This window comes from Streptomyces similanensis, assembly GCF_039543625.1.
GTDB classification, from domain to species: Bacteria; Actinomycetota; Actinomycetes; order Streptomycetales; family Streptomycetaceae; genus Streptomyces; species Streptomyces similanensis.
Genome location: NZ_BAABKC010000084.1, coordinates 34,539 through 52,179 on the forward strand (window position 1 = coordinate 34,539; position 17,641 = coordinate 52,179).

Consider the following 17,641-nt stretch of genomic DNA (forward strand, 5'->3'; position numbering starts at 1 on the left):
GACCGGGGGCCGCCGGGGCCGCCCGTCGGCCTCTCGTAGCTTCCGACGAACACCCCCGCGGCGCTGGCCTGCACGAATCGCCAGTAAACTCTGGTCACGTGACTTCTGCGCCCGCCAAGCCCCGCATCCCGAACGTCCTCGCCGGACGCTACGCCTCCGCCGAGCTCGCCACGCTCTGGTCGCCCGAGCAGAAGGTGAGGCTGGAGCGGCAGCTCTGGCTCGCCGTGCTGCGCGCCCAGAAGGACCTCGGCATCGAGGTGCCGGACGCGGCGATCGCCGACTACGAGCGCGTCCTCGACCAGGTCGACCTGGCCTCGATCGCCGAGCGCGAGAAGGTCACGCGGCACGACGTGAAGGCCCGTATCGAGGAGTTCAACGACCTCGCCGGGCACGAGCAGGTCCACAAGGGCATGACCTCCCGCGACCTGACGGAGAACGTGGAGCAGCTCCAGATCCGGCTCTCGCTGGAGCTGGTGCGCGACCGCGCGGTGGCGGTGCTGGCGCGGCTGGCGAAGCTGGCGGCGGAGTACGGCGAGCTGGTCATGGCCGGCCGCTCGCACAACGTGGCGGCGCAGGCCACCACCCTGGGCAAGCGTTTCGCCACCGCCGCCGACGAGCTGCTGGTGGCCCACGGCCGCGTCGAGGAACTGCTCGTCCGCTACCCGCTGCGGGGCGTCAAGGGCCCGGTCGGCACCGCCCAGGACATGCTGGACCTGCTCGGCGGCGACGCGGCGAAGCTGGCCGATCTTGAGGGGCGCGTCGCCCACCACCTCGGCTTCTCGCAGGCGTTCACCTCGGTCGGCCAGGTCTACCCGCGCTCCCTGGACTACGAGGTCGTCACCGCGCTGGTGCAGCTGGCGGCGGCGCCGTCCTCGCTCGCCAAGACGGTCCGGCTGATGGCCGGGCACGAGCTGGTCACCGAGGGCTTCAAGCCGGGCCAGGTGGGCTCCTCGGCGATGCCGCACAAGATGAACACCCGTTCCTGCGAGCGGGTCAACGGCCTCATGGTGATCCTGCGCGGCTACGCCTCGATGACGGGCGAGCTGGCGGGCGACCAGTGGAACGAGGGCGACGTGTCCTGCTCGGTGGTGCGCCGGGTCGCGCTGCCGGACGCGTTCTTCGCGCTGGACGGTCTGCTGGAGACGTTCCTGACGGTGCTCGACGAGTTCGGCGCCTTCCCCGCGGTGATCGCCCGCGAGCTGGACCGCTACCTGCCGTTCCTGGCGACGACGAAGGTGCTGATGGGCGCGGTGCGGGCCGGCGTCGGCCGCGAGGTGGCCCACGAGGCGATCAAGGAGAACGCCGTCGCCACCGCACTCGCCATGCGGGAGCGGGGCGCCGAGCGCAACGACCTGCTCGACAAGCTCGCCGCCGACGAGCGGCTGCCGCTGGACCGCGCGGGCCTGGACGCGCTGATGGCGGACAAGCTGTCCTTCACCGGCGCCGCCGCCGACCAGGTCGGCGCGGTCGTCGGCCGGATCGAGGAGATCGTCAAGCAGCACCCGGAGGCTGCGGCCTACGCGCCGGGGGCGATCCTCTGACCCGCTTCACCCCGGCCGAGCTGGAGGCCGCCCGCGACCGGCTGGTGCCGGACCTGGTCGCGGACGGCCTCGGCGTGCTGTTCTGCGGCATCAACCCCGGCCTGATGACGGCCGCGACGGGCCACCACTTCGCCCGCCCCGGCAACCGGTTCTGGCCGGTGCTGCACCGCTCGGGGTTCACCCCGCGGCTGCTCAAGCCCGCCGAGCAGGGCGAATTGCTGTCGTACGGGCTCGGCATCACCAACGTCGTCGCCCGGGCCACGGCCCGCGCCGACGAGCTGAGCCGCGAGGAGTACCGGGAGGGCGGCCGGCTGCTGGCGCTGAAGGTGGCGCGGCTGCGGCCCCGCTGGCTGGCGGTCGTCGGCGTGACCGCGTACCGGGCCGCCTTCGAGGACCGCACGGCCCGGGTGGGGCCGCAGGAACGGACGATCGGCGACACCCGCCTGTGGGTGCTGCCCAACCCGAGCGGTCTGAACGCGCACTGGACCACCGAGACGATGGCGCGGGAGTTCGCGCTGCTGCGGGCGGCGGCGCAGGACGGCCCGGACGTGCCCGCCGCCCGCCGGGGCGAGTGACGGCCGGGCGGCCCGACGGCTCGCCCACGCGGGATCCGGAACGGCCGTGGGCGGCCTCGCGGCCGCTCACGGCGGGTCCACGTCCGTGACGACCGCGAGCAGCTGGAACGGCAGCTCCCGGCCCTGCTGGCCGACGCCCAGGACTATCCACCGGCCGGCCTCGGGCGATCTCCACAGCTGGACGTCCGGCACCTGACCGCTGAGCGGACCCCACGGCTGCGGCGCCTCCTCCTGCGCGCTCCGCAGGAGCACGCCGTACAGGCTGAACTCCTGGGGCGGGCCCCAGCGTTCGGCGAGCCGCTCGGCCAGTCCGTCGCGGTCGCACGCGTACTGGTCGGCCGTCTCCCGCCACCGCGTGCCGTCGTCCTCCCAGAAGTCCTCGCTCGTCGCCAGCTCCGCCGTGCGGTAACCGGGCCCGGCCCAGCCGGTGTCCGTCCGGGTGCGCGCGGCGGGGAACGCCCCGGAGCACAGCCGGTCGATCACGGCGAGCGCCTCAGCGATGTCCATGGGTTCCAGTAAAGCGGCCGGCACTGACAATTGGCGGTGCGTCAGGGCTCGCGCCGGGGCCCGCCGCCGGGCGGCGGACGGCCCCGAGACCCGGCGGGGGCCCGAGCGCTCCCGGTCCCGCGCCCGGGGCGGCGGACGCCGCGCGGGTCACCCGGCGCTCGCCGCCCCGGCCCGCGCCGAGTACCATCCGCCCCACACGCGCACGAGCTGGGAGGACGGACGTTGGGGCGGCTGACCGGCGGGGATCCCTCGCTGCTGCGGAGGATCAATTCCGCGGTGGTGCTGCACGCGCTGCGCGCCACCGACTGTGCGACGCTCACCGAGATCACCCGGGTGACCGGGCTGTCCCGGCCCACGGTCGAGGGCGTCGTGGACGACCTGATCGGGGCGGGCCTCGTCATGGAGACGGCGGCCGAGGAGGGGGCCGCCCGGCGGCAGGGGCGGCCCGCCCGGCGGTTCCGCTTCCGCGCCGAGGCCGGCCATCTGCTCGGCCTGGAGATCGGCGCGCACCGGGTCGCCGCGCTGCTGGCCGACCTGGACGGCCGGGTGGTCGGCGCGCAGGCCAAAGAGGTGGCCGAGACGGCCGACGCGGACGAGCGGCTGGAGCGGCTGCGCACCGCGATCGCCGAGCTGCTGCGCCGCGCCGGGGTGCCGCGCAGCGCGCTGCGCGCCGTCGGCGTCGGCACGCCGGGCATCGTCGACGCGAGCGGCACCGTACGGCTGGGCACCGCGCTGCCCGGGTGGACCGGTCTGCACCTGGGCGAGCGGCTGGGCCGGTCCTTCAAGTGCCCGGTCCTGGTCGAGAACGACGCCAACGCCGCGGCGGTCGCCGAGCACTGGAAGGGCGCCGCCACCGACTCCGACGACGTGGTGTTCGTGCTGGCCGGGCTGAGTCCGGGCGCGGGTTCGCTGATCGGCGGCCGGCTGCACCGGGGGTACGGCGGGGCGGCGGGCGAGATCGGCGCGCTGCACCTGCTGGGCCGCGGGGAGACCCCGGAGACGCTGCTGTCGACCACGGACGAGCCGCTGCACCCGCTGGACGAGCAGGCGGTGGCGAAGGTCTTCGCGCTGGCCCGGCAGGGCGACCGGCGGGCCCTGGCGGCCGTGGACCGCTTCATCCAGCGGCTCGTCCACGACGTGGCGGCGCTGGTGCTGGCCCTGGACCCGGAGCTGGTGGTCGTCGGCGGCTGGGCGGCCGGTCTCGACGGCGTGCTGGAGCCGCTGCGCAGCGAGCTGGCCCGCTACTGCCTGCGGCCCCCTCGGGTGACCCTCTCGCTGCTGGGCGAGGCGGTCGTGGCGACGGGCGCGGTACGCCTCGCCCTCGACCACGTGGAGGAACAGCTCTTCGCTGTGGAGAGCACGGTCACGGCCCGCCGCTGACCTGCGGCCCGCCGCGCTCCGGCGGACACCCGGCTCGTACGACAGCCGCCGCGCCCCCCGGAACGACCGGGGGGCGCGGCGGCTGTCGTCTTCGGTCGGGCGGCCGGGCGGCCTCGCGTCAGGAGGCCTGGCGCTCGGGGCCGTGGTGGATCTCCACGCTCCCGGAGTCGCCGAAGGTCAGCCGACAGGTGTCGGCGCGGTAGGTGGCCACGGAGAGCGCGGCGACGCGGCCGGCGGCGACGAAGCGGGTGGTGACGACGAGGACGGGCGCGCCGGGCAGCCGGTCCAGCTCCTTGGCGTCGTCCGCGCGGGCCGAGCCGAGTTCCACGGCGCGCTCCTGGCCCTCCAGCTCCAGGTGCTGGAGTTCGCGCAGCACGGCACGCGCGCGTGCCGGTCCGGACGGCGCGTCGATCGCGGTCAGGCCGGGCACCGAGGACGCCGGGATGTACAGCAGTTCGGCCGCGACCGGCTGCCCGTGGCTCATCCGGGACCGGCGCACGGTGTGCACCACCTCGTTCCGGTCGGTCTCCAGGATGGCGGCGACGGCGGCCGGCGGAGCGGCCTGCGCGCAGTCCGCGGACTGCCAGGCGTCTCCGGCCGCGCCCGGCCAGGCGTGCTGCTCGGTGCCGACGGCGACCCCCATCCGCGGCGGCGCGACGGTCGTGCCGACGCCGCGGCGGCGCTGCAGCCTGCCCTCCAGTTCCAGCTGCTCCAGTGCCTGGCGCAGCGTGGCGCGGGCCACGCCGAAGCGGGCGGCCAGATCCCGCTCGTTGGGCAGGATCTCACCGACCGCGAACTCGGAGTCCAGTGCCTCACTGAGCACGGTCTTGAGATGCCAGTACTTCGGCTCCGGCACCGTTTCCAGCTGAGTGCTCCCCACCCTGTCCTCCGCAATCGCCGTAGTCCGGCGGCGTTTAGCGCCCTTGTTTATTAAAGGTTGTTGTACTTCTCTGCGACGATAGGGCCGCCCCCACCCTTGGTCAAGACCAATCCTCGGCTCTTGCGCGCCGTACGGCGCGTGTGCCGCACAGCGTTCACGGGGCGTTCGCACGGCGTCGCACACGTGACATCGCGGAGACGCCCCCGGCCGCGGGGCGGTCGGGGGCTGCGCGGAGGGATCGGGAGCGGCCGGGGGCTACCCGTCGGTAGTAATTGTTGACAAGCTGTCTATCCGGCAACCGTCAGCGATCGACGAGGAGCAAGCACCCATGTCCGCCACCGTCTCCTTCAAGGTTCCCTCCGCGCACGGGCCGCAGCCCGTGACGCTCTCCTACGCGCGCGTGGGCGCCGGCGAGCCGCTGCTCCTGCTGCACGGCATCGGCCACCACCGGCAGGCCTGGGACCCGGTGATCCACCTCGTCGCGGGCGAACGCGACGTGATCAGCGTGGACCTGCCCGGCTTCGGCGCCTCGCCCGCGCTGCCGGACGGACTCCGGCACGACCTGCCGACCATGAACGCCGCGCTGGGCGCCCTGTGCGAGGCGCTGGAGATCGGCCGGCCGCACGTGGCGGGCAACTCGCTGGGCGGGCTGCTGGCCCTGGAGATGGGCCGCACGGGGCGCGCCCGGTCCGTCACCGCCCTGTCCCCGGCCGGGTTCTGGACCGAGGCCGAGCGGCGCTACGCGTTCGGCGTGCTCCAGGCCATGCGGGGCATCGCGGCGCGCACGCCGCTGCCGCTGGTCGAGCGGCTCTCCCGCTCGGCGGCCGGCCGGACCCTCCTCACGAGCACCATCTACGCCCGGCCCGCCCGCCGCTCACCCGAGGCCGTGGTCGCCGAGACCCTGGCCCTGGCCGGGGCCTCCGGGTTCGAGGAGACCCTGCGCGCGGGCGTCGGCGTACGGTTCACGCACGACGTCACCGGCGTTCCGGTCACCGTCGCCTGGGGCCTCAAGGACCGGCTGCTGGTGCCCCGGCAGGGGGTGCGCGCCAAGCGGATCGTCCCGCACGCCCGGCTGGTGCGGCTGCCCGGCTGCGGACACGTCCCCATGAACGACGACCCGGCGCTGGTCGCGCGGGTGCTCCTCGACGGCAGCCGCTGAGCCGGCGGCCGCGGGCCGGCGGCGGCCGGCCCGGGTCAGCGCCCCGGAGCCGAGGGCCACTCCGGCCCCCACCAGGGCGCTGCCCGCCGCCTGGGCGGGGCCGTACGAGCCGGTGCCGACCAGGGGCGCGGTGCAGGCGGCGGCGACGGGGATGAGTCCGGAGAAGAGGGTGGCGCGCTCGGCGCCGATCCGCTGCATGCCCATGTACCAGCACACGAAGCCGACGACGGTGACGACCGCCGCCTGCCACAGCAGCGCGGCGGCCTCGTGGGCGTCGGGCGTCCGCAGCCAGGCGCCGCCGTCCAGCAGGACGCCGACGAGCGCCGACTCCCCCGCCGCCACCGCGCACACCACGGCGGACAGCAGCCGGGGGCCCAGCGGGCGCAGCACGGGCACCGCGAGGACCGCGAAGCCGACCTCGCCGGCCAGCGCGCACGCCGAGAAGGCGATGCCCGCGCCGTCGGTCCGGCCCCAGCCCTGCACGGTCAGCGCCCCGGCGGCGACCAGCGCCGCTCCTCGCAGCACGGCCCGCTGCGGCCGGCGGCGCTCCAGCAGCGGGACGAGGACGGCCACGGCCACCGGCGCGCAGCCCACGAAGACGCCCGGCACGGCCGGTTCGGCGCTCCGCTCGGCGGCCAGGACCGCCAGGTTGAAGCCGACCATGCCCACCGCCGCCAGCAGCGCCAGCCGGGCCCACTGGCGCGGCTCCAGCGCCCGCAGCCGCGGCCCCGCCTCCCGCCGGACCAGCGGCAGGAGCAGCAGGCAGGCCAGGCCGTAACGCAGGAACTGGCCGCCCGCGTACGGGTAGTGGCCGAGGACGCTGTTGGCGGTGAAGGACCCTCCGACGAGGACGCAGGCGAACGCGGCGAGCAGCGCGCCGCGTGAGGTGGTGGCGTTCATGGCAGCGACGCTAGGGAGCGCGGCGGCCCGCATTAAGGTCCACTTCCATGACGTCTTCGGAGGCCAATCAGGACGGGCGGCCCGGCTCGGCCGCCTGGGAGCTGCTGCTGCCGGCCGCGACGGCGCCGGCCCGCGCGCGCGGCCGCTCCCTGCGCGCGGCGCTGCGCGAGGCGGTCCGCTCGGGGCGGCTCGCGCCGGGCACCCGGCTGCCCTCCAGCCGTGACCTCGCCGCCGACCTCGGCGTCTCGCGCGGGCTGGTCACCGAGGCGTACGAGCAGCTGACGGCGGAGGGCTATCTGCGCAGCGGGCGCGGCGCGGGAACCTGGGTGGGCGGCGCGGCGCGGGCCGCCCGCACCCGCGCGCGCGACCTCGCTCCCCGCTCCCCCGGTTCCCGCGCTGACTTCGTGCCCGGCACCCCCGACCTGGCGCTGTTCCCCCGGGCCGCCTGGGCCGCCGCGCACCGCTCGGTGCTGGCCGCGCTGCCGCACCAGGACCTCGGCTATCCCGATCCGCGCGGGCTGCCCCGGCTGCGTACGGCCCTGGCCGAACTGCTCGCCCGGCGCCGGGGCGCCGTCGCGGACCCCGAACGCCTGGTCGTCGTCTCCGGGGTGGCGCAGGGCGCCGCCCTGCTCGGCGCGGTGCTGCACGCGCGCGGGATACGCGCCGTCGGGGTCGAGGACCCGGGCAGCCCGCAGCACAGCGCCCTGTACGCCGCGGCGGGCGTCGGCACCGTCGCGCTCCCGCTGGACGCGCGGGGCCCGGCCCTCGGCCCGCTGTACCGGTCGGGCGTACGGGCCGTGGTGACCACGCCGGCGCACCAGTTCCCCACCGGCATCGCCTGCACCGCGCGGCGCCGCGCCGAACTGCTCGACTGGGCGCGGTCGGTGGACGGTTACGTCTTCGAGGACGACTACGACGGCGACTTCCGCTACGACCGGGCGCCGGTGGGCGCGATGCAGGGCCTGGACCCGGAGCGGGTGGTCTACGCGGGCTCGGTCAGCAAGTCGCTGGCCCCCGGACTGCGGCTGGGCTGGCTGCTGGTGCCCGACGCGTTGGCCGACGAGATCGTGGCGCGCAAGCGGACCACTGACCTCGGTCATCCGACGCTCGACCAGGCGGTGTTCGCGCACTTCGTGGAGCGGGGCGACTACGACCGGCAGCTGCGCCGCTGCCAGCGCGCCTACCGGGAGCGCCGGGACGCGCTCGTCACCGCCCTGGCCGAGCACTTCCCCGGCGCGCGGCTGTCCGGGATCGCCGCGGGGCTGCACCTGATCGCCGGCCTGCCCGCCCGCTACGGCCCCGAGGAGCGGTTCCTCGCCCGCGTGACGGCGGCGGGGATCGCGGTGCGCACGCTCGCGTCGTACACGCACGCGGGCGCGGACGGCGCGGACGACGTCGCGGGCGTGCGGTTGGTCCTCGGGTACGCGCACATGCCGCCCGCGCGGATCCGCGCGGGGGTGGCGCTGATGGCGGAGGCGGCCGCCGGCTGACCGCGCGGGCGGTTGTTCACCCGCGGTTTCCGTGCGCGCCGCGCCGCCCCAGTAGGTGTGGGGCCGAACACTGGCCGGATTCCGTTCCTGGAGGCGCAGTCATGTCCCACCGTCCCCTTCCGGGCCGCCGCAGCGTCCTGCGCGGCTCGCTCGCCGCGTCCGCGGCCCTGACCCTGCCCGGCGCACTCGGCGCGGCCCCGGCGCTCGCCCTGTCGGGCCGTCCCCGGGCGGACTGGGGCGTGCAGGCGGGCGACGTCACCTCCGACTCGGGTCTGGTGTGGGCGCGCGCGGACCGTCCGGCCCGGATGATCGTCGAGACCTCGGCGACCGAGTCGTTCCGCGACCCGCGCCGCTGGCACGGCCCGCTGCTCGGCGCGGACACGGACTTCACGGGCACCGCCCGGCTGCACGGACTCCCGGCCGGCGAGCAGATCCACTACCGCGTGCTGCTGGCCGACCCGGACGACCCGCGCCGCACCGGCGAACCGGTCCTCGGCACCTTCCGGACGGCGCCGGCGCGCCGCCGCCAGGGCGTGCGGTTCGTGTGGTCCGGCGATCTGGCCGGGCAGGGCTGGGGCATCAACGACTCCATCGGCGGCTACCGGATCTTCGACGCCATGGCGAAGCTGGACCCGGACTTCTTCCTGTGCAGCGGTGACAACATCTACGCCGACGGCCCGATCCAGGCCACGGCCGCGCTGCCGGACGGACGGGTCTACCGCAACGTCACCACCGAGGAGAAGTCGCACGTCGCCGTCTCCCTGGCCGACTTCCGCGGCAACTTCCGCTACAACCTGCTGGACGCGGCGCTGCGCCGGTTCAACGCGCGGGTGCCGAACATCATCCAGTGGGACGACCACGAGGTCCGCAACAACTGGTATCCCGGCGAGGTCATCGGCGCCGGCACCCCCTACCCGGCCGGGACGCGCCTGGACGACCTGGCGCTGCGCGCCCGCCGGGCCTTCTCGGAGTACTTCCCCATCTCCACCGTCAGCGGCCGCCCGGACGGGCGGATCTACCGTGTCCACCACCACGGCCCGCTGCTCGACGTGTTCGTGCTCGACATGCGCACGTACCGCGACGCCAACTCGCCCGACGACCAGGCGAGCGACCCGCAGGGCATCCTGGGGCGCGCCCAGCTGGCGTGGCTCAAGCGCGAACTGGCCCGGTCGCGGGCGGTGTGGAAGGTCATCGCCGCCGACATGCCGCTCGGCCTGGTGGTGCCCGACGGGGTCGAGGGGAAGCCGAACTTCGAGGCCGTCGCGCAGGGCGACCCGGGCGCACCGCTCGGCCGCGAGCTCCAGATCGCCGAACTGCTGCGGTTCGTCAAGCACCGGCGGATCACCGGCACGGTGTGGCTGACGGCCGACGTCCACCACACCTCGGCCCAGCGCTACGATCCGTCGCGTGCGGCGTTCAAGGACTTCGAGCCGTTCTGGGAGTTCGTGTCCGGGCCGCTGAACGCGGGCGCGTTCCCGGCCAGCCCGCTGGACGGGACGTTCGGTCCGGACCGGGTGTTCGTCAAGGCGCCGACCGCCTCGAACGTCTCGCCGGCCGAGGGCTACCAGTTCTTCGGCGAGGTCGACATCGACGGCGACAGCGGGGAGTTGACGGTCCGGCTGCGTGAGCAGGACGGCGCCGTCCTCTTCACCCGGACGCTGCGGCCGGGGCGGGTGGGGCAGTGACGCCCGCTACTCTTCATCCGGGCCGCGCATCGGCGTCATCCCCCGGTGCGCGGCGCCAACTCCCTTTTGGCTCCGCCGTTTTCGCAGTCCGTGGCGCTGGTCGCACGCGGCGGTGCAAAGGGTGCCCAAAGCCGGGCAAATCAATGCTTTACCAGTAAGTCACAGGACGTTCGCGACCGCGCAACACCGGTCCTCCACAGTGGCCGTATGACTCGAGAACTGTCTGATGTGACACGGACGAAGCACGGCCGGCCGGTGCACCACTGGCGGCGTGACGTGGTCGAACTGGCCGCGCTGTTCACGGCGGTGGCGGTGGCCGACGGCGTGGCGAACCTGATCGGCCACGGACCCGGCGGGCCGGCGCTGCTGCTGATCTCGGCGCTGTCGCTGATCGCGACGGCGGCGTTCCACACCTGGTGGGCACGGCGCCACGGGCACGCTCCCCCGGCGCACGATACCGGCGCCCGGCCGCTCGCCGCCGAACGGCGGGCGGCCGGGCCGTCGTCGCCCGCCCCGGCTACGGCGGACGACGGGATGACCGCGAACGCGCTGTGGCGGCTGCGGACGACGGTGCGGGACGCGCCGGGCTCGCTGGCCACGCTGTGCGCGGCGCTGGCCGCCCGGCACGTCGACATCCTGAGCCTTCAGACGCACCCGCTGGCCGAGGGCACGGTGGACGAGTTCCTGCTGCGCGCGCCCAACCGGATCGAGGCGTCCCGGATCACCGAGGCGGTCGCGTCGGCCGGCGGCGCCGACACCTGGATCGAGCGGGCCGACGCGCACGATCTGGTCGACGCGCCGACCCGGGTCCTCGGTCTGGCCACGCGCACCGCGCTGGACGCCGCGGAACTGCCGCTGGCGCTTCGGCAGTTGCTGGGCCGGTGCACCATCCGTTCGCTGCCCGGCAAGCCGGCGGGCGGTGGCCGGGGCCCGGAGGAGGTGCCGGCCGAGGGGGTCATGGAGGACACCGTGCTGCGGCTGCGCGCGCCGGAGGGCGGCGTGATCACCGTCGAGCGGCCGTACCTGCCCTTCACGCCCACCGAGTTCGCCCGGGCCCGGGCGCTGGTGGAGCTGGACACCCTGCTCGGGCCGCGCATCCCGTCGGGCCAGGACGTGCTGACGCTGCCCGAGGGCAACGCGATCACCGTGCGCCGGGCGGACACGGGCGATCTGCCGGAGGCCCGGCGGATGCACGAGCGATGCTCGCCCCGCACTCTGGGCATGCGCTACCACGGGCCGGTCGGCGACGCGGACCGGTACCTGAACCACCTGCTCAGCCCGCGTTTCGGACGGACCCTCGCCGCTCAGACCGCCTCCGGGCGGATCGTCGGCCTCGGTCATCTGCTGTGGGACGGCGACGAGACGGAGGTCGCGCTGCTCGTCGAGGACGAGTGGCAGCGGCGCGGCATCGGCGCCGAACTGCTCGGCCGCCTGGTGGCGATGGCCGCGGAGGCGGGCTGCGGGAGCGTGTACGCCGTGACGCAGGCGTCGAACACCGGCATGGTCACCGCGATGCGCGGCCTCGGTCTCCCGCTGGACTACCAGATCGAGGAGGGCACCCTGGTGATCACCGCCCGGCTGACCAAGCCCGCGGTCCCCGCCCGGCTCCCCCACGACACCCTCCGCCGCCAGTACGACGACTCCCCCGCCCTGCCCGACTGACCCGGCCCCCCCCGGCCGCGGCCCGGACCTCCCCGGCCGCGGCCGGAAAGTCCCCGCCGCGGCCCGAGACCCCGACCGCCGGACCGGCCACCAGCCCGGCCGCGCCGGGCGGAATCAGCCCGGCCGCGCCGGCCAGGCACCGCACCGGCCTACCGGCCCGGCCCGGCCCATGGATCGGCCGGCGGGCCAGCCCGAGAAGCAGCCCTGCTCAGAACCGCCCCGGCGGGCTCCCCCGCGGCCGGCGGCCTCGGCCCCCGCCCCGGCCGACCGCGTCACGGACCCCGGGGCCGCCGGCCCGCCCCCGTGGATCGGGCCGCCGGCCCCGGGGCCCGTGGGCTGGACCGCCGGTCCAGGGCCCGCCGGTTCAGCGCCTCGTGCGGGCCCTGCACGTCCGGCGCCCGCGCGCGACCCCCAGTCCAGAGTCCGTGGGCCGAGCCGCCGGTCCGGGGCCCGTGGGTCGGGCCGCCGGTCCACGGCCCGCAGGCCGGGCCACCGGCCCAGGATCCATGCGCCGGACCGCAGGTCCACAGTCCGTCAGTTCAGCGCCTCGTGCAGGCCCTTCACGTCCGGCGCCTGCGTGCGACCGCGGTCCAGGGCCTGGTCCAGGTCGGACCACAGGTCGTCCACGTCCTCCAGGCCGACCGACATCCGCAGCAGCCGGTCGCCGACCCCGGCGCCCCGCCGGTCCGCCGCGTCCACGATGCGGTGGCTGATGGAGGCCGGGTGCTGGATCAGCGTGTCCACGCTGCCGAGGCTCACGGCGGGTGTGATCAGGCGGACCGCGCCGATCACCGCGTGCGGGTCGCCGTGCACCTCGAAGGAGACCATCGCGCCGCCGATCCGCGGATAGTGCACGCGCGCGACGCGCGGGTCGGCCGTCAGCCGGGCGACCAGCTCGGCGGCGGTGGCGGAGGCGGCCCGCACCCGTACCGGCAGGGTGGACAGCCCGCGCAGCAGCAGATAGCCGGCCAGCGGGTGCAGCACCCCGCCGGTGGCGAACCGCACCTGCCGCAGCCGCCCGGCGAGTTCCTCGTCGCAGGCCACCACGCCCGCCATCACGTCGCCGTGCCCGCCGAGGTACTTGGTGGCGCTGTGCAGCACCAGCCGCGCCCCCTGCCCGGCCGGGCGCTGGAGCACCGGCGTGGCGAAGGTGTTGTCGACGAGCAGCGGGACCGAGCCGCAGGCGTGGGCGACGGCCCTCAGGTCCACCTCGGCGAGCGTCGGGTTGGCCGGGGACTCCACCATCACCAGTCCGGTGTCCGGGCGCAGCGCGTCGGCGATCCCGGCCGGGTCGGTCCACGTCACCTCGCTGCCGAGCAGTCCGGCGGTCAGCAGGTGGTCGCTGCACCCGTACAGCGGGCGCACGGCGACCACGTGCCGCAGGCCGAGGGCGGAGCGCACCAGCAGGACCGCGCTGAGCGCGGCCATGCCGCTGGCGAAGGCGACCGCGGACTCGGTGCCCTCCAGCCGGGCCAGCGCGGTCTCGAAGCGGGCGACGGTCGGGTTGCCGAGCCGGCCGTAGACCGGCGGCCCGTCGAGTTCGGCGCCGTCGGCGGCGAAGGCGTCGATCCGGGCGGCCTCGGCCCGGCTGTCGTAGGAGGGATAGGTGGTGGACAGGTCGATCGGCGGGGCGTGCAGTCCCTGCCGGGCGAGGTCCTCACGGCCGGCGTGCACGGCCTCGGTGGCCAGTGCGCGGGGTGCGGGGCGTACGGCGTCGTACGCGGACGTGCTCGCTGGGTTGAAGGGCGTGTCCATGACCGAAGGGTGAACACCGGACGGGCCGGGCGGCGCGGACTCCGTGCTACGTTCGGCGCATGGCCGAATCCGTCGTACTGGACCCGGTGGATCTCCATCTGCTGCGGCTGCTGCAGAACGACGCCCGGACCACCTACCGCGATCTGGCCGCGCTGATCGGGGTCGCGCCGTCGACGTGTCTGGACCGGGTCAACCGGCTGCGCCGCTCGGGGGTGATCCTCGGCCATCAGCTGCGCCTGGACCCGGCGAAGCTGGGCCGGGGCCTGGAGGCCCTGCTGTCGGTGCAGGTCAGGCCGCACCGGCGGGAGTTGGTGGGGCCGTTCGTGGAGCGGATCCGGGCGCTGCCGGAGTCGCGGACCGTGTTCCACCTGACCGGTCCGGACGACTACCTCGTCCACGTCGCGGTCGCCGACATGGCCGACCTGCAACGGCTCGTGCTGGACGAGTTCACGGCCCGGCGCGAGGTGGCGCGGGTGGAGACCCGGCTGATCTTCCAGCAGTGGGACTGCGGCCCGCTGCTGCCGCCGGGCGCGGAACCGGCGACGCTGTCGGCGAAACCGGACCGCATATCGGACGCAATGCCGCCCGTGGTCCGGTAACCGGGCTGACGCGGACGGTGTGGTCGTACGAGGATGGACGGCATGTCTCAGACCAAGAGCCCGCTGCCCCGTCAGGTCGCCGACGCCTATGTCGACGACCTCATCGCCCTCGACCCGATCACCGGCACCTACCTCGGCGTGAAGGAGTGTTCGAGCCGACTGCCCGACAACTCGCCGGCCGGCCAGGAGGCGCTGGCGGAGCTGGCGCGCACCACGCTGGCGCGGCTCGCGGAGGCCGAGAGCCGGCCCGGCGCGGACAGCGACGTCGAGCGGCGCTGCGCCCGCCTGCTGCGCGAGCGCCTGACCGCGGAGCTCGCCGTGCACGAGGCCGGCGAGCCGCTGCGGGCGGTGAGCAACATCCACAGCCCGGTGCACTCGGTGCGCGAGGCCTTCACCATCACCCCCACCGACACGGAGGAGGACTGGGCGGCGGTCGCCGAGCGGCTGCGCGCCGTGCCGGAGGCGCTGCGCGGCTACCGCGCGTCGCTGGCGCTCGGCCTGGAGCGCGAGCTGTACGCGGGCCCGCGGCCGACGGCCACCTTCGTCGAACAGCTCACCGAGTGGTCGGACACCGGGCAGGGCCGCGGCTGGTTCGAGGACTTCGCCGCCGACGGCCCCGAGTCCCTGCGCGGCGAGCTGGGCGAGGCCGGCCGGGCGGCCACCGCGGCCGTCGCCGAGCTGCGCGACTGGATGCGCGACGTGTACGCGCCCGCGATCGAGGGCGCGCCCGACACGGTCGGCCGGGAGCGCTACGCCCGCTTCTCCCGCTACTACAACGGCACCGACCTGGACCTGGACGAGGCGTACGCGTACGGCTGGTCGGAGTTCCACCGGCTGCTCGGCGAGATGAAGAAGGAGGCCGAGAAGGTCCTGCCGGGCGCCGAGACGCCGTGGGTCGCCCTCGCGCACCTCGACGAGCACGGCGCCCACATCGAGGGCGTGGACGAGGTCCGCACCTGGCTCCAGGAGGTGATGGACGAGGCGATCGACGCGCTGGACGGCACCCACTTCGAACTCGCCGAGCGGGTGCGGAAGGTGGAGTCCTGCATCGCGCCCCCCGGCGGCGCGGCGGCGCCGTACTACACCGCGCCGTCCGCCGACTTCTCCCGGCCGGGCCGGACCTGGCTGCCCACCATGGGGGAGACCCGCTTCCCGGTGTACGACCTGGTGTCGACCTGGTACCACGAGGGCGTCCCCGGCCACCACCTCCAGCTGGCCCAGTGGGCGCACGTGGCGGAGGACCTCTCCCGCTACCAGGCCACGGTCGGCATCGTCAGCGCCAACGCCGAGGGCTGGGCGCTGTACGCGGAGCGGCTGATGGACGAGCTGGGCTTCCTCACCGACCCGGAGCGCCGGCTCGGCTACCTGGACGCGCAGATGATGCGCGCGGTCCGCGTCATCATCGACATCGGCATGCACCTGGAGCTGGAGATCCCGGCGGACTCGCCGTTCCACCCGGGTGAGCGCTGGACGCCGGAACTGGCGCTGGAGTTCTTCGGCGCGCACAGCAGCCGCCCGCGGGACTTCGTGGCGAGCGAGCTGATCCGCTATCTGTCCATGGCGGGTCAGGCGATCGGCTACAAGCTGGGCGAGCGGGCCTGGCTGCTGGGCCGGGAGAACGCCCGCAGGCGGCACGGCGACGCGTTCGACGCGAAGGCCTGGCACATGGCGGCCCTGTCGCAGGGCTCACTGGGCCTGGACGACCTGCTGGACGAGCTGTCGCGGCTCTGAGCCCGGCTCAGGGGCGGCCGCACTCCGGCCGCCCCGCGCTGCTGCGCCACCCCGGCTTCCCGGGCCGCCGGTCCGGGGTCAGCAGCCGCAGGCGCCGCCCTCGGCCGGGGCGGTCAGCGGGTCGGCCGCGCGGCGCTCGCCGCCCTCCCGGGTCTCGTACGCGAAGCCCTCGCGCACCCAGTACTCGAAGCCGCCGAGCATCTCCTTGACGCGGTACCCGAGTTCGGCGAGGGCCAGCGCGGCGCGGGCGGCGCCGTCGCAGCCGGGGCCCCAGCAGTGGACGACGACGGGGACGGACCGGTCGAGCAGCGCCTCGGCCCGCTGCGGAACGAGCGCGGTCGGCAGGTGCAGCGCGCCGGGGACGTGGCCCTGGTCCCATGCCTCGGCGGAGCGCGTGTCGACCAGGACGAACCCGGCCTCGCCGCCGGCCGCGAGCGCGGCGGCGACGTCCGAGACATCGGTGTGGAAGGCGAGGCTCGCCCGGAAGTGGGCGGCGGCCTCGGCCGGGGAGGCGGGGGCGACGCCCAGCACGGGATGGGCGGCCGCCTCGCGGACGGTCGAGGGGGCCGCGGCGGGGAGGGTCATCGGGTGGGTCCTTCCGTGGTTCGGTGCGACAGCCTGAAATCTATGGCCGCGAAGCACCGCCCTGAAGGGGCGATCCACGGCCCGCCTCTTGATCCGCCGGGGATCCGCCTGCTATCCCTCGCTCATGACCGCGTTTTCCCCGGACGCCACCGACTGGCGCATTCTCGACGTCCTCCAGCGGGAGGGCCGGGCCAGTTTCGCCGAGCTGGCTCGGGCCGTGTCGATGTCGCCCAGCGCGGTGACCGAGCGGGTGCGCCGGCTGGAGGAGGCGGGCGTCATCCAGGGCTACGCGGCCGTCGTCGACCCGGACCGGCTGGGGCTGCCGATCCTCGCCTTCGTCCGGCTGCGCTACCCGAACGGCAACTACAAGCCCTTTCACGACCTGGTCGCCGTCACCCCCGAGATACTGGAGGCGCACCATGTGACGGGCGACGACTGCTTCGTCATCAAGGTCGCCGCGCGCTCCATGCGGCACCTGGAGGAGGTGTCCGGCCGGATCGGCGCGCTGGGATCGGTGACGACGAGCGTCGTCTACTCCTCGCCCCTGCCGAGGCGTCCCCTCGGCCGCTAGACCGACGCAAGGCCGCGGGCGTCAGGCCGGCCCCCGCTGCCGCACCGCCGAGCCCGACCGCCCCTTCACCACCTCCAGTTGGGCGTGGACGCGGCGCCGCAGGTCGGCGACGTGGCTGACGATGCCCACGCTGCGGTCGCGTTCGCGCAGCGAGTCCAGCACGTCCAGGACCTCGTCGAGGGTCTGATCGTCCAGGCTGCCGAAGCCCTCGTCGATGAAGAGGGTGTCCAGCCGGACCCCGCCGGCCTCGTCGGTGACGACATCGGCGAGGCCGAGGGCGAGGGCGAGCGAGGCGAAGAACGTCTCGCCGCCGGACAGGGTCGCCGTGTCCCGTTCCCGGCCGGTCCAGGCGTCGACCACGTGCAGCCCGAGGCCGCTGCGACCGCGCCCGGCCCGGTCGTCGGAGTGGACGAGGGTGTAGCGCCCGGACGACATGCGCCGCAGCCGTACGGTGGCGGCGGCGGCCACCTGTTCCAGCCGGGCCGCGAGGACGTAGGACTCCAGGCGCATCCTGCGCTCGTTGTCGGCGGAGGTGCCCGCGGTGAGGGCGGCGAGCCGGGCCACCCGGTCGTACTCCTCGCGCAGTGGCGCCAGGCGGCGCACGCCGGTGGCCGCGCGGGC

General features: G+C 75.3%; 15 protein-coding genes and 1 pseudogene. 10 read left to right on the top strand and 6 right to left on the bottom strand.

All coding sequences use genetic code 11. The annotated features are described in order from the left end of the window. Positions 1-98 precede the first annotated feature (98 nt). Positions 99-1,541: an adenylosuccinate lyase gene (gene purB / locus ABEB07_RS26450; RefSeq protein ID WP_176148119.1), complete on the top strand. Its 1,443-nt coding sequence runs from the start codon at positions 99-101 to the stop codon at positions 1,539-1,541. Positions 1,542-1,585: 44 nt separating this feature from the next. Continuing rightward, complete coding sequence (gene mug, locus ABEB07_RS26455) at positions 1,586-2,116, top strand: G/U mismatch-specific DNA glycosylase (protein WP_343235805.1); 531 nt, start codon at positions 1,586-1,588, stop codon at positions 2,114-2,116. A 66-nt stretch (positions 2,117-2,182) separates the two neighbouring features. Here mug and ABEB07_RS26460 read toward each other — a convergent pair whose 3' ends face one another. After that, the gene (locus ABEB07_RS26460; protein ID WP_345670603.1) at positions 2,183-2,623 is read right to left on the bottom strand and encodes a hypothetical protein; all 441 of its coding nucleotides are present in this window, start codon (positions 2,621-2,623) and stop codon (positions 2,183-2,185) included. Positions 2,624-2,845: 222 nt separating this feature from the next. Here ABEB07_RS26460 and ABEB07_RS26465 point away from each other — a divergent pair, with 222 nt between their 5' ends. After that, positions 2,846-4,003, top strand: coding sequence for an ROK family transcriptional regulator (locus tag ABEB07_RS26465; protein ID WP_345670604.1), 1,158 nt, complete (start codon positions 2,846-2,848; stop codon positions 4,001-4,003). A 118-nt stretch (positions 4,004-4,121) separates the two neighbouring features. On the opposite strand, the gene ABEB07_RS26470 is transcribed toward ABEB07_RS26465, so the two are convergent. Next, a complete protein-coding gene (locus ABEB07_RS26470) occupies positions 4,122-4,883 on the bottom strand; it encodes a GntR family transcriptional regulator (protein ID WP_345670605.1) in 762 nt (253 codons plus the stop codon). A 328-nt stretch (positions 4,884-5,211) separates the two neighbouring features. Between ABEB07_RS26470 and ABEB07_RS26475 the strand changes: the two genes are divergently transcribed. Continuing rightward, positions 5,212-6,042 carry an alpha/beta fold hydrolase gene (locus ABEB07_RS26475; protein ID WP_176148123.1) on the top strand — a complete coding sequence of 277 codons (831 nt, stop codon included), beginning with the start codon at positions 5,212-5,214 and terminating at the stop codon, positions 6,040-6,042. 63 nt (positions 6,043-6,105) lie between these two features. Here ABEB07_RS26475 and ABEB07_RS26480 read toward each other — a convergent pair. Then, positions 6,106-6,975, bottom strand: a pseudogene (locus ABEB07_RS26480) (DMT family transporter); the annotation flags it as partial. Positions 6,976-6,989: 14 nt separating this feature from the next. Here ABEB07_RS26480 and pdxR point away from each other — a divergent pair. The 3 genes from pdxR (at position 6,990) to ABEB07_RS26495 (ending at position 11,779) form a co-directional block, all read left to right on the top strand. Beyond that, the gene (gene pdxR, locus ABEB07_RS26485) at positions 6,990-8,432 is read left to right on the top strand and encodes a MocR-like pyridoxine biosynthesis transcription factor PdxR (RefSeq protein ID WP_345670606.1); all 1,443 of its coding nucleotides are present in this window, start codon (positions 6,990-6,992) and stop codon (positions 8,430-8,432) included. Between the two features lie 101 nt (positions 8,433-8,533). Beyond that, a complete protein-coding gene (locus tag ABEB07_RS26490) occupies positions 8,534-10,117 on the top strand; it encodes an alkaline phosphatase D family protein (protein ID WP_345670607.1) in 1,584 nt (527 codons plus the stop codon). A 207-nt stretch (positions 10,118-10,324) separates the two neighbouring features. Continuing rightward, positions 10,325-11,779 (top strand): GNAT family N-acetyltransferase, encoded by a 1,455-nt coding sequence (locus ABEB07_RS26495; protein WP_345670608.1) that lies wholly within the window; start codon positions 10,325-10,327, stop codon positions 11,777-11,779. 534 nt (positions 11,780-12,313) lie between these two features. Here the strand turns inward: ABEB07_RS26495 and ABEB07_RS26500 are convergent. After that, complete coding sequence (locus ABEB07_RS26500) at positions 12,314-13,534, bottom strand: trans-sulfuration enzyme family protein (RefSeq protein ID WP_176148127.1); 1,221 nt, start codon at positions 13,532-13,534, stop codon at positions 12,314-12,316. Positions 13,535-13,593: 59 nt separating this feature from the next. On the opposite strand from ABEB07_RS26500, the gene ABEB07_RS26505 reads away from it, so the two are divergent. Both ABEB07_RS26505 and ABEB07_RS26510 read left to right on the top strand, forming a co-directional pair. Beyond that, positions 13,594-14,133 (top strand): Lrp/AsnC family transcriptional regulator, encoded by a 540-nt coding sequence (locus tag ABEB07_RS26505; protein ID WP_345670609.1) that lies wholly within the window; start codon positions 13,594-13,596, stop codon positions 14,131-14,133. 42 nt (positions 14,134-14,175) lie between these two features. Then, a complete protein-coding gene (locus tag ABEB07_RS26510; protein WP_345670610.1) occupies positions 14,176-15,864 on the top strand; it encodes a DUF885 domain-containing protein in 1,689 nt (562 codons plus the stop codon). 78 nt (positions 15,865-15,942) lie between these two features. On the opposite strand, the gene ABEB07_RS26515 is transcribed toward ABEB07_RS26510, so the two are convergent. Next, entirely contained in the window at positions 15,943-16,449 is a 507-nt protein-coding gene (locus tag ABEB07_RS26515) for a rhodanese-like domain-containing protein (RefSeq protein ID WP_176148130.1), read from the bottom strand. Positions 16,450-16,573: 124 nt separating this feature from the next. Here ABEB07_RS26515 and ABEB07_RS26520 point away from each other — a divergent pair, with 124 nt between their 5' ends. Beyond that, a complete protein-coding gene (locus ABEB07_RS26520) occupies positions 16,574-17,020 on the top strand; it encodes an Lrp/AsnC family transcriptional regulator (protein WP_176148131.1) in 447 nt (148 codons plus the stop codon). A gap of 21 nt (positions 17,021-17,041) precedes the next feature. Here the strand turns inward: ABEB07_RS26520 and ABEB07_RS26525 are convergent. Then, a partial coding sequence (locus ABEB07_RS26525; protein WP_345670611.1) for an SbcC/MukB-like Walker B domain-containing protein occupies positions 17,042-17,641 on the bottom strand: 600 nt, incomplete at its 5' end.